Genomic DNA, 11,128 nt, shown 5'->3' with positions numbered 1-11,128 from the left:
TGAGTCCAACCGCCGGTTGTGTGCCGTGGCTAGGCGTCGACGCGGCGCAGGCGCGAAAGCGGTGCCAGCTCGCCCGGGAAGACCTTCTTCACGCCGTCGCCCATGGCCTGCTCGAGGATGCGGATGTCGCGGATCAGCGATTCGAAGCCCTTTGGCTCCAGCGAAGAAGCCTGATCCGAACCCCACATGGTGCGGTCCAGGGTGATGTGGCGCTCGACGGTGACCGCGCCCAAGGCGACGGCTGCCAGCGAGATCTGCAGGCCGCGCTCGTGGCCCGAGTAGCCTACCGGCACCTGGTAGCGCTCGCGCAGGGTCTCGACCATGCGCAGGTTTGCCTCTTCTGGAGGCAATGGGTAGGTGGAAGTTGCGTGCATCATAACCAGCTTGTCGGTGCCCAGGGTCTCCACCGCGGTATCGATCTGCTCGATGGTGGACATGCCGGTGGACAGGATGATTGGCTTGCCGGTCTGCGCGAGGGCCTTGAGCAGCTCGATGTCGGTGACCGAGGCCGAGGCGACCTTGTGGGTGACTGCACCCTGCTCTTCCATGAACTCAACCGAAGGAACGTCCCATGGGGAAGCGAAGGCGTGCAGGCCCTTGGAAGCAGCGTAGGAGATGAGCTCCTTGTACTGTGCCTGGTCGAACTCGACGCGGTAGCGGTAGTCCAGGTAGGTCATGTCGCCCCATGGGGTGGAGCGGATCTTGTCGCGCATGTCCATCGGGGTGGAGATCTCCGGGGTGCGCTTCTGGAACTTGACCGCGTTGGCGCCGGCCTCGGCCGAGACGTCGATCAACTGCTTGGCGATCTCGATGTCGCCATTGTGGTTGATGCCGATCTCGCCGATGACGTAAACCTGCTGGCCGGTGCCGAGCAGGGATTCGCCGATGGCTACTGGCTTGATTTCGGTGTTCACGGAGGTCATTGACTTGCCTTTCATTGGGAAAACTTGGGAATTCAAACTTGAGGATTGGAGCGGGCCGCGAGGACCAGCTCGGCGAGCTCACGGACCGCACCATTCCCGCCGGGGCGGGTCAGGCGGTGCCGTGCGGCTCGATGCACCTCGTCGCTGGCGTCGGCGACCGTGATCGGCCAGCCGACCAGCTCCATAGGTGCCAGATCATTGATGTCATTGCCTACATAGGCAACGCGGGCCGGGTTGATCGACTCGTCGACCAGCCAGCGGGCCAGGTATTCGGCCTTGTTGTCGATGCCGTGGGCTACCTCGACATTCAGTTTTGCCGCTCGGGCGGCGACTACCGGATTGCGTTCCTTGGACAGGATCAGGAACTTCACGCCGGCCGCTCGTAGCCGGGCCACGCCCATGCCATCGGAGCGCGAGACGCGCACGGTTTCGGTACCGTGTTCGTCCACGTAGGCGGTGTCCGGGGTATGCACCCCGTCAAAATCGGTGACTACCGCATCAACTAGGATCGGTTCGCTGTGCTGCGGGACGCGCAGTTGCGCCAGCGCCAGGTCCGCTTCGGTGTCGATGTCCATCCCGTGTTCCGCGGCGACCTCGCAGATGCGAACTCGGCCGAAGAACCGGTGCTTGGCTGCCTGGAACCCGGCGGTCTCCATGGCGTAGAACGCCCCGGTCTCCAGCCAGCGTGCCTCGCGGTCTTGGCGGCGCGGCCGGTTCGCCGCGTCATGTCCGCTGGCCAGCGCGAGCCCCTGGGGATCGGCGGTCCAATGAAATCCATGGTCGGGTACCGCGGCGAAGCTGACTTCGGCTCCGCCGTCGCGGACCGCGCCCACCGCAGCGTCCAGGTCCGCAGGATCGATCAGCGGGCTGGTGCATTGAATGAACAAGGTGATATCCGGAGTGTCGGAGACCTTGGACAAAACATCGAGAAGCACCGCTTCGCTGCTAGCCGTGTCTCCGGCGATATCTGCCGGTCGGCTGATCACGGTGGCCCCGTAGGCGAGGGCCTCGGCCTTGATTTGTTCATGATCGGTGCTGACCACGACTTCGCTGACTGTCGTCGCAGAACGCGCCGCAAGGATGGCCCTGCCCACCAGGGAGATGCCCCCGATGGTGCGTAGATTTTTGAGCTTGACGCCTTTGGAACCACCCCGGGCTGGGATGATCGCTAGGACGCTGGGCTTGTCGGTTTTACTCACATCCATGAGCCTAGGAAGCCGAGTTGGCCACCTGCCCTACATCAGGTTAACGCAGGGTGAAGAACAGGTTTAGCTTGCTGGGAAAACCCTGTATGCCCATGTCATTGAGCTTATCCAGTCGTTTTACGGTTCCCGGGCCGCTAGTTGGGCGCGCAGCACGGTCAAGTGTTCGTTTAGCTTTTGGCGTTCTTCACCGGCGAAGCGGCGGGCCTGCATATCAAGGACGGCCCGGGTGCCAGACTCGTCTACCTGCAACAGGTTGCCCAGGCTCGCCACGGCCGCGGCGCGCGAATCGACTTTTCGATTGCCGCGAAAACTTCCTCGCGCCGGTCGATGGCTTAGGTGATCGCCCGGAGGAGTTGCGCCGGCTGGCCCAGGCTTTCCTTGGATTGACTGTGCATAGTGGCATCCTGCCGCCTGCTCGAAGTCGATGGAAGCGGTGCGAATAACCGAATCAACGGACTAAATGGTGCAGTGCGGTGCCCCGGCAAACTAGGCTGGAACCTATGAGTGCCCCGAATAAACCGAGCCAGCGTGGTCCGCTGCGGATTACCGTCCCCTCGCGGGCCGACGGATTCCTGCGCCAGTTCACCGCGCTGATCGGTGGCCCGTTGGGTCGCCGCAGCGATCCGGGGCGAGTTAGTCCCGGATTCTTCAGTGTTGAACGCGTCATGATCCTGCTGACCACCCTCGGCGCGCTGTTCATGCTCTTGGCAAAGAACCCCTGCAGGCTTAATGGTTGGGGCGGTTCCAACCCCTACGTATATGCCTGCTACACCGACTGGGTGCCGCTCTTCGGGGCGCGCGGATTCGCCGACAACCCGTGGGTTCCGTTCAGCAGCGGGGCCGAATTCGAATACCCGGTGCTGATGAGCGCGGTGGCCTCGGCGGTTGCCGCGCTGGTCCCGCAGGGTCTGGAGAACCGCTCGCTGCTCTACTTCGATATGAACCTGACCATCGTGGCGATCCTCTGGGTGGTCACCGTGGTGTGCACGCTGCGCATGGGCGGGCGCCGTCCCTGGGACGCGGCGATGGTGGCGATCGCCCCGGGCATCATCCTGACCGCGAGCATCAATTGGGATATGTGGGCCGTGGCACTGCTTGCCATGGGCATGCTGTCCTTCGCCCGCGGACGCATAGTACTTGCCGGGGTGCTGATTGGCTTGGGCGCGGCGATGAAGATCTACCCGTTTTTCATCCTCGGCGCGATACTGGTGATCGCGCTTCGCACCGGAAAACTCAAGGTCTTCTGGGTGACCGGCGGCGCCGCCGCGGCCACCTGGGTCCTGGTAAATCTGCCCTACGCGCTGGCCTATCCGGACTCCTTTAGGCACTTCTTCACCTTTTCCTCGGAACGCGGTGCCGGGCTTTCAAGTTTCTGGCACGCGTGGAACGCGGTGGCAGCAAAAACCGATTCCATGGGTACCTTCGAGGCAGAACAGATCTCCCGTTACGGCCTGATTCTGTTCTTCAGCTGCTGCGCCGGTGTTGCGGTGCTCGGTCTGCTGGCCAAGCGTACTCCGCGCCTGGGGTCGCTGGCATTCCTGATCATCGCCTCCTTCGTGCTGGTCAATAAGGTCTACTCTCCGCAGTTCATCGTCTGGCTGATTCCGTTGTTCGCGCTGGCACTGCCACGCTGGCGGTTGTTCCTGGTCTGGATGATGGTGGAGGTCGCCCACTTCTACGGGCTATGGAACTATCTCGATGCATTCTCCGGAGAGCAAGACCCGCATAAAACCTTCCCGGAAATCGGCTACGTGGTGCTGGTGCTCGCGCATATGGGCATGCTTGCCTACCTGATGTTCCAGGTGGTGCGCTCGATCCTTGACCCGCGCCGCGATCCAATCCGTGCGGTAGGCCAGGAGGACCCGCTGGCTGGTGCCTTCGCCGGAGCCAAAGACGTTTTCACCTTGCGCGGACTGCGCAAGTCCACTAATACTTCTCAGGAGCAACAGGTATGAGCTCGATTGCAGTGGTTGGTTCGGGACCCAATGGCCTGGCCGCCGCCGCCGTGGCCGCCCGAGCGGGACTGCAAGTTGAGGTCTACGAGGCAAATGAAACGATCGGCGGGGCCGCGCGAACTCAGCCCCTGGAGGGCTCGAGCGCGAAGTTCGACCTGGGTAGCGCGGTGCATCCGATGGCGATGCTCTCCGAGGCGATGCATGAGCTCAACGTGCACGAACGGGTCGACTTCATTGTCCCGGAGCTATCTTTTGCGCATGTCCTTGACGAACGCACGGCCTACGCCTGGCGGGATTTGAAGCGCACCGGTGAGGACCTGGGCGCACGGGACGGGGTCGCCTATACCCGGTTGCTTGGCCCTTTGGTGGACCGAATGACGCAGCTGGGGGACACCTTGCTGAACCCGTTGCTGAGGGTGCCGGCGCATCCGTTGACCCTGGGCATCTTTGGCGCCGCAACGCTCGGCGGCATGGCGCTGAAAGATGTGCTCTCAGGGAAGTTCCCGCAGGCGGCCGCACTCTATGCCGGTTGCGCCGCACATGTGGCTGGCGGATCGCGCGGCCCGGCCAACGCCGGGGCCGGGCTATTTCTCGCGGCCGCGGCCCACAGCCAGGGATGGGCTATCCCGCGCGGAGGGTCGCAGGCCATCTCGGACGCGCTCGCCGCGGAAGTCACCGCCCACGGGGGCAAAATCCATACCGGGCACAAGGTGTCGCATGTTGATGAGTTGGCTGCCGAGTCTATCCTGCTCGACACCTCTGCCGAAGACGCGGCGAACCTGACCAGCGGCAGAATTCCCGAGAAACTAGCCAAGGCGTTGTCCCAGACCCGGCGCTCGCCGGGGAGCTGCCTGATACATTTTGTGCTTCGTGAAGCGGTTCCATGGAAGGACCCGGTCCTCGGCCAAACCGGTACCGTCCACCTAGGCGGGACCGCTCGCCAAATCGGCCGGGCCGAACGCATCGCCAACCGGCGTACCGCCGAGCATCCATACCTGATCGTTGCCCAGCCCTCGGTCTTCGATGATTCGCGGGCTCCGGGTGGAGAACAGGTCATCTGGGCCTACTGCCATGTGCCATTGGGCTCTGCCGCCGATATGAAGCGCCAAATCACCGCTCAAATCGAAGCCGCGGCCCCGGGCTTCAGCGACTTAGTCAGGGAAAGCTATGTCGTTCCGGCCACCGGGTTGGAACGACAGAATGCCGCGCTGGTCGGTGGTGACCTTTCGGGTGGAACCATGGATCTGCTCGGCAGCATCATGCGCCCCCGGCTCTCCCCGGAGCCGTGGTACTTGCAGTCCAAGGGGCTGTACCTGGTTTCTTCGGCGACGCCTCCGGGCCCCTCGGTGCATGGCATGGCCGGCTACCTCGGCGCCAAGGCAATGCTCCGTCGCGAATACTCTCTGGGAAGCTAAGAACTGAGGACTTTGATGGATTCGACGTACTTCGGGGTTTTCCCGGCATTCATCTTGCTGATCGTGTGGGCGGTCTTCATCATTCGGTACCGCAAGGATCCGCGCCGGTTGAGCAACGCGATACTGCTCTTTCCGCTGGTGCTGGGGAGTATCTCGCTGAGCATCAACTTACTGACCAGCCTGGTGCCCGGCCTCGGCTTGGTGCTTGTGCTGGTCTTCTTGCTGGCTCCACTGATCTATATCGTGTTTGCCGGAGCGTTAATCCACAACGGTGTCGTGATGTGGCGGCGTGAAGGCCCAAGGATGTCGAACCTGCTCTCGCTGGTCGCGGGCCTGGCGGTCCTTGGCCTGCCAGTCTCGGCGTTTGTGATCTTGTCCATTAATACTTGGTGGGCCTACGCGTTCGCCTTTGTCCTGTTCATGTCCTCCTCCTTGGCCGCTTGCCTCTTCTCGATGCTGCTGCTTTATGCCTGGGTGCAGGCGAAGTTCCCCTCCAAGGGGCAAGCAGCCGCGGTGGTAGTACTGGGGGCACGCACCATTAAAGGCAAAGTCACTCCCTTGCTGCGCGGTCGATTGGATAGGGGAATCTCGCTCTACGAAACCGCGTCCGAGCCTAAACCCTTGTTGGTTCCGACCGGTGGGCAAGGTGGCGACGAGGTGGAGCCCGAAGGCGTCAGCATGGCACGCTACCTGCAAGAGCAGGGCATACCCGAAGCGCAAATCATGGTTGAAGATCAGGCAAAGGACACGATCCAGAATCTGGTCTTCTCCGATGCGTTGGTGCGTCAGCAGAAAGTCGAAGGCCAACTGTGGGTGGTGACCAGCGACTATCATGCGCTGCGTGCAGGCTTTGCTTCTCGCCAGCTCGGGTTGGACGCACGGGCTTTCGGCGGCAAGACCGCGGCCTACTATCGGCCGAGCGCCTTCTTGCGCGAATGCGTGGCCATCGTGCGGGATCATAAGCTGACCATGGGGTTGCTAGCGCTGCCTTTCGCCGCGGTGGTCATCGGGGCCTTGATGCTTCTGTTGAACTACGACCAGGTGCTCTAAGCAGCAAATACGTGCACCTATAGGTGTATGCTCATCGCCGCCGAGCTGCTGGCTCAGTCTTTGGAGTGAGAGCCAAGATCAGCATTCGGGGCGGTGCTTTCCAACTGTGCGGTTTCTAAACTGGAAGTATGATTCAGGCACATGAGTTAACCAAAAAATATGGTGCGAAAACCGTAGTCGACAACGTGTCGTTTACGGTGCAGCCGGGAATGGTGACCGGATTCCTCGGCCCTAATGGCGCGGGCAAGTCAACGACCATGCGCATGATCGTGGGGCTAGCCAAGCCGACCGTTGGGCAGGTCACCGTCAATGGCCGGAAATTCGCCTCCTCTAAACACCCGTTGACCGAGGTCGGCGCGCTACTTGAAGCCAAATCGGTACATAAGTCGCTCTCCGCGCGCTCCCACCTGCGATCCATGGCGGCCACCGGGGGAATTCCCACTTCCCGGGTGGACGAGGTTCTGGAACTCACCGGCCTGAGCCAACTTAACCGCAAGAAGGTTGGTGGCTTCTCGCTGGGCATGGGACAGCGTCTGGGGATCGCCTCGGCGCTGCTCGGGGACCCGCAAGTGCTGATCTTGGACGAACCGGTTAACGGACTGGACCCGGAAGGTGTCGCCTGGGTGCGTAACCTGGCCCGCCAGCAGGCGGCCGAGGGGAAGACCGTATTCATCTCCTCGCACCTGATGAGCGAGATGGCGCAGACCGCTGATCATCTGATTGTGATCGGCCGCGGCCGGATCCTTGCGGATGCTCCGATCAACGAGTTCATCGATGACGGGCTCTCGCAAACCATTGTCCGCTCCAGCGATCTGGAGCTGCTGATGAGCAGCTTGGCAGCCGATGGGGTGCAATTGACCCGTCTGGATGCGGAAACCTTGCGCGTCGCCGGCCCGGATTCCGAATCGATCGGCCGCCGCGCCCTGGAAGCCGGAGTCGTGCTGAGCGAGTTGCGTCCAATGCAGCGGACCCTGGAAGACGCGTACATGGAATTGACCCGCGACGAGGTCGAATACAAATCACGAATTCTCAACGAAGCAGTTGCCGGAGGAACGAACTAATGAGTACCCAGCTCGCAACCCCAACACGCGGCAAGGTCACCTTCGGTGGTGTGCTGCGTTCGGAATCAATTCGTTTCTTCTCACTGAATTCCACTCGTATTCTGCTGCTTGTGGCGATCGTGCTCAATATGGGCATTGCCGCAATTGGCGTGTGGGGAGTTGGCTCCTTTGCCGGCGAGGCCCCACCGGTGCCAGGCGCCCCGGACATGTCAAGTGCGGCCTTTACCGCAGAACTCGTGGGTTCCGGCCTGGCGTTCTCCCAGCTGATCCTCGGTGTTTTGGGCGTGCTGCTCATCAGCGGCGAATTCACCACCGGTTCGGCGGTGAGCACCTTCTTGGCCAGCCCGCAGCGTCTGCGCGTCTTCGCCGCCAAGGCTACGCTGATTACCCTGCTCTGCGCCGTAGTCCAGGTCATCGGAAGCACACTTGCCTACCTGGTATGCATGCCATTGGCCAAGAACTACAACATGGAGCTGGACTACTTCGGCGGCGATTTCCAGAACGTGCTCTGGTACGGAGTTTTGGCCGTGGTAATGGCTGCGCTGATCGGTTTGGCTCTGGGTGCACTGCTGCGCAACTCTGCCGGTGGAATTACCTCGCTGGTGGCGTTGTTCTTTGTGCTTCCCGCGGTCACCGGGCTGCTCACCTTGGTTGCCGACTGGGTCCAGGACATCGTCCGTTTCCTTCCGGACAATCTGAGCATGTCATTGGCTATGCCGCTGTCCTACCCCAGCGAGCTTGAGCAGTGGCAGCAGCTGCTCGGGGTAGCCGGATGGACGCTGATTCCGCTCATTCTGGGTGCTTGGCTGTTGAAGAGCCGAGACGTCTAAGAAGAGTTGTAGCAGTTGAGCAAACTAGACTGGATGACATGAGCCAAACATCGCTGCAGGAGCCGATAGTCTCCTTCGACGAGCTGGCGGCCAAGCGGATGGGCCGGGTACGCAGGTACCTGCGCACCCATCCGCGTGTGGTCGTTGTGGGAACCGTAGTAATCTACTTCTTCTTGGCGCTCCCCAACACCGTCATGATGGCCTATCTGCCACAGGTACCTCCGGCGCTGTATTTGCTGCTGACGGTGAGTATCGGGCTCGTGCTGCTCTGGCGTCGCAAGGCGCCGCTAACCGTGCTGAGCATCGTTTTTGTCCTTGAATTCGTCGGCATATTAATTGCCGGTCAAGGCGGCGGAATGGGCGGGGTCGGCATGACCATCGCCCTGTACACGGTGGGAACCAGTTATTCTGGACGGCGCGCGATCCCCATCGCGCTGCTCGCCGGCTGCTTCCAACTGTTGATGATGGTGTTGATGGGTTACCCGGACCTTTCGGATCTGACCGCGGAACCAGATGAAGAAAACCTCGATGACGCTGCGGCTTCCGGTATTCTCATCGGTGTCACCGGCGGATTCCTGATTGGTATTTACGCCGCCGCCGCGGCTATCGGTACGAACATCCGCAATGCGCGCATTCACGAGGCCGAGCTCAACCATTGGGCCTCACAGGTCTCGCGCCTTGCCCAGGTGCAGGAACGAAACCGTATTGCCCGCGAAATGCATGACGTGGTCGCCCACTCGCTTTCGGTGATGATTGCATTGTCCGAAGGGGCGCGCGTGGTCGGGCGGCGCGACCAGGAACGTTCCGAGCAGGTGCTCAAAGAACTCTCGGGCACCGGCCGGGCGGCGCTCGCCGACATGCGCCGCATGCTCGGGGTCTTACGCCAGAACGAGACCGGTGAGCCAGAGCTTAAACCAACCGGAGGCAGCCTCGACCAATTGCTTGAGGGCTTCCGTGTTGCAGGATTGCCGCTGACCTATACATACACCGGAAAGCAACTTCCCGAGGACGCCGCCTTCCAGCTGACGATCTTCCGTATTATCCAAGAGTCATTGACCAACTCCTTGCGCTACGCCCACAATGTCAGCAACGTGCAGGTGCGCATGGAACGCTGTGCGAGCCAGGTGCGGATCGAAATCATCGATGACGGTGATGCAACCCGTGTGCCAAGTGTCGGCACCGGTCAGGGACTGCGCGGGATGCGTGAACGCGTGGCGCTTTTTGACGGAACGGTGAACGCAGGGCCGGCGGCCAACGGCGGTTGGATCGTTAAAGCCTCCTTGCAATTGCCCGAATACAGCACGCAGAATCCAAGTCCCAAGGAGTAGCTCATGGAAGAAAATATTAAAGTGTTGCTGGTCGACGATCAGCCGCTGCTGCGCATGGGCTTCCGGCTGATTCTCGAAGGCGAAACCGATATGCATATCGTTGGGGAGGCTGCAGATGGCCTGGAAGCGTTGACGCAGACCGCGGCGTTGACCCCGGACGTGGTGCTGATGGATGTGCGCATGCCGAAGATGGATGGCCTTGAGGCGACCGAACGGATCGCCAAGCAGCATCCGGAAACGAAGATCATCATCTTGACCACCTTCGACCTGGATGAGTACGCGTTTTCCGGTTTGCAGGCCGGTGCCAGTGCCTTCTTGCTCAAGGATGTGGCCCCAGAGGAGCTGGTCTCCGCGGTACGGCTGGTTGCTTCGGGGGACGCGGTTGTTGCACCGCGTGTGACCGCGCGACTGCTTGAGACCTATGTGCGCAACGGCGCTAAAGGCCAGCCTGCGAAGAATGCGGAGGCTGTGGAACGCGATCCGTTACTCGATGATCTGACGCCTCGTGAACAGGAAGTGCTGCGCGCCCTGTCCGAGGGGTTGTCCAATGCGGAGATTGCGCATCGGTTTTTCCTCTCCGAGGCGACGGTCAAAACGCATGTGCGACGGATCCTGACCAAACTTCATCTGCGAGATAGGGTGCAGGCCGTGGTCTATGCGTACGAGACAGGATTGGTCATCCCTTCGCAGGGGCTGGACTTCTAAGGCTTTCGCAAAAAAATCGCCGTTGGCGGCACCCGTATAGGGTGCCGCCAACAGCGATTCTGCGCTTAACGGCGCTTCTGAGCCTTGCGCTCTTTCCTGGCGGTGGCGCGCAACTGAATCACGCGGGCAGCCCCAGCTGCAGCAATCAACAAGCCACCGCCGACGGCGGCAATGAAGAGCGCCAGTCCAAGATTTACCTGGCCTTCGTAGGTGAAGTAGCGCAGCGTCACCTGATCCTGATTCTGGGCAATGAAAATGATGAGCAGCACCAGGACAATGAGCCCCAGCACGGATGCCGTCCAGATCCGTCCGAGCCTGGTGACAGGCAACTTGGCCTCCGGTTCAGGTGGCGGGGTCTTACCCTTGGATTTTTTCGGTTGGTCGACCGGACCGGTTACCGGTTTTGTTACCGCAACTTCGTCTGGATCTGGTGTTGGCTCGTGACCAACCGGGATCTCATCTGGGCTGTGAGGAGCCGATGTCATGATTTCGCTCGTTTCCTAGTTGGCTACTTTCTGCCAGCATTGCCCGAATATGGGCACTTCGTCAAGTGCAATACCTTTTGATTCGCTGGTCAGAGCTATTCGATGATCAAGAATGCCGAAGTTGAGCCATGCATCGGGTCAGCCCGTATGCGCCAAGCCAGCCCGGACTCC

Annotated in this window: 11 protein-coding genes; 7 read left to right on the top strand and 4 right to left on the bottom strand. The window is 61.2% G+C overall.

Features of this window, described 5'->3' with window-relative positions; genetic code table 11:
* Positions 1–29: 29 nt before the first annotated feature.
* The 3 genes from ACT3UQ_RS09535 to ACT3UQ_RS09525 form a co-directional block, all read right to left on the bottom strand.
* The gene (locus ACT3UQ_RS09535) at positions 30–923 is read right to left on the bottom strand and encodes an N-acetylneuraminate synthase family protein (protein WP_096282878.1); all 894 of its coding nucleotides are present in this window, start codon (positions 921–923) and stop codon (positions 30–32) included.
* Between the two features lie 32 nt (positions 924–955).
* The gene (locus tag ACT3UQ_RS09530; protein ID WP_105554040.1) at positions 956–2,122 is read right to left on the bottom strand and encodes an acylneuraminate cytidylyltransferase; all 1,167 of its coding nucleotides are present in this window, start codon (positions 2,120–2,122) and stop codon (positions 956–958) included.
* A 123-nt stretch (positions 2,123–2,245) separates the two neighbouring features.
* Positions 2,246–2,398, bottom strand: a complete 153-nt coding sequence (locus tag ACT3UQ_RS09525) for a hypothetical protein (RefSeq protein ID WP_181150391.1) — start codon at positions 2,396–2,398, stop codon at positions 2,246–2,248.
* A gap of 230 nt (positions 2,399–2,628) precedes the next feature.
* Here ACT3UQ_RS09525 and ACT3UQ_RS09520 point away from each other — a divergent pair, with 230 nt between their 5' ends.
* The 7 genes from ACT3UQ_RS09520 to ACT3UQ_RS09490 all read left to right on the top strand — a co-directional run bounded on the left by ACT3UQ_RS09520 (position 2,629) and on the right by ACT3UQ_RS09490 (position 10,472).
* A complete protein-coding gene (locus ACT3UQ_RS09520; RefSeq protein WP_105554039.1) occupies positions 2,629–4,083 on the top strand; it encodes a glycosyltransferase family 87 protein in 1,455 nt (484 codons plus the stop codon).
* Positions 4,080–5,498 carry a phytoene desaturase family protein gene (locus tag ACT3UQ_RS09515; RefSeq protein ID WP_105554038.1) on the top strand — a complete coding sequence of 473 codons (1,419 nt, stop codon included), beginning with the start codon at positions 4,080–4,082 and terminating at the stop codon, positions 5,496–5,498. The genes ACT3UQ_RS09520 and ACT3UQ_RS09515 overlap by 4 nt, the downstream gene beginning before the upstream one ends.
* A gap of 15 nt (positions 5,499–5,513) precedes the next feature.
* Positions 5,514–6,548 (top strand): YdcF family protein, encoded by a 1,035-nt coding sequence (locus ACT3UQ_RS09510; protein WP_105569336.1) that lies wholly within the window; start codon positions 5,514–5,516, stop codon positions 6,546–6,548.
* 128 nt (positions 6,549–6,676) lie between these two features.
* Positions 6,677–7,609: an ABC transporter ATP-binding protein gene (locus ACT3UQ_RS09505; RefSeq protein ID WP_105554036.1), complete on the top strand. Its 933-nt coding sequence runs from the start codon at positions 6,677–6,679 to the stop codon at positions 7,607–7,609.
* Positions 7,609–8,439 (top strand): ABC transporter, encoded by an 831-nt coding sequence (locus ACT3UQ_RS09500; RefSeq protein ID WP_105554035.1) that lies wholly within the window; start codon positions 7,609–7,611, stop codon positions 8,437–8,439. Before ACT3UQ_RS09505 ends, ACT3UQ_RS09500 begins: the two co-directional genes overlap by 1 nt.
* A gap of 38 nt (positions 8,440–8,477) precedes the next feature.
* Positions 8,478–9,767, top strand: coding sequence for a sensor histidine kinase (locus ACT3UQ_RS09495; RefSeq protein ID WP_181148320.1), 1,290 nt, complete (start codon positions 8,478–8,480; stop codon positions 9,765–9,767).
* A 3-nt stretch (positions 9,768–9,770) separates the two neighbouring features.
* Positions 9,771–10,472: a response regulator gene (locus tag ACT3UQ_RS09490; RefSeq protein WP_105554033.1), complete on the top strand. Its 702-nt coding sequence runs from the start codon at positions 9,771–9,773 to the stop codon at positions 10,470–10,472.
* A gap of 65 nt (positions 10,473–10,537) precedes the next feature.
* On the opposite strand, the gene ACT3UQ_RS09485 is transcribed toward ACT3UQ_RS09490, so the two are convergent.
* Positions 10,538–10,957: a lipopolysaccharide assembly protein LapA domain-containing protein gene (locus ACT3UQ_RS09485; RefSeq protein ID WP_444637041.1), complete on the bottom strand. Its 420-nt coding sequence runs from the start codon at positions 10,955–10,957 to the stop codon at positions 10,538–10,540.
* Positions 10,958–11,128: the final 171 nt, after the last annotated feature.

Source organism: Glutamicibacter sp. AOP12-B1-11, from assembly GCF_052379245.1.
GTDB lineage: Bacteria > Actinomycetota > Actinomycetes > Actinomycetales > Micrococcaceae > Glutamicibacter.
The sequence above is the reverse complement of the archived record's forward strand: the minus strand, read 5'-3'. Positions and strand labels throughout refer to the sequence as shown.

Excerpts from the sequence above, each read along its gene's own strand:
- ACT3UQ_RS09510 (WP_105569336.1), top strand. The coding sequence starts at position 5,514 with ATGGATTCGACGTACTTCGGGGTTTTCCCGGCATTCATCTTGCTGATC.
- ACT3UQ_RS09535 (WP_096282878.1), bottom strand. The coding sequence starts at position 923 with ATGACCTCCGTGAACACCGAAATCAAGCCAGTAGCCATCGGCGAATCC.
- ACT3UQ_RS09520 (WP_105554039.1), top strand. The coding sequence starts at position 2,629 with ATGAGTGCCCCGAATAAACCGAGCCAGCGTGGTCCGCTGCGGATTACC.
- ACT3UQ_RS09485 (WP_444637041.1), bottom strand. The coding sequence starts at position 10,957 with ATGACATCGGCTCCTCACAGCCCAGATGAGATCCCGGTTGGTCACGAG.
- ACT3UQ_RS09500 (WP_105554035.1), top strand. The coding sequence starts at position 7,609 with ATGAGTACCCAGCTCGCAACCCCAACACGCGGCAAGGTCACCTTCGGT.
- ACT3UQ_RS09515 (WP_105554038.1), top strand. The coding sequence starts at position 4,080 with ATGAGCTCGATTGCAGTGGTTGGTTCGGGACCCAATGGCCTGGCCGCC.
- ACT3UQ_RS09505 (WP_105554036.1), top strand. The coding sequence starts at position 6,677 with ATGATTCAGGCACATGAGTTAACCAAAAAATATGGTGCGAAAACCGTA.
- ACT3UQ_RS09490 (WP_105554033.1), top strand. The coding sequence starts at position 9,771 with ATGGAAGAAAATATTAAAGTGTTGCTGGTCGACGATCAGCCGCTGCTG.
- ACT3UQ_RS09495 (WP_181148320.1), top strand. The coding sequence starts at position 8,478 with ATGAGCCAAACATCGCTGCAGGAGCCGATAGTCTCCTTCGACGAGCTG.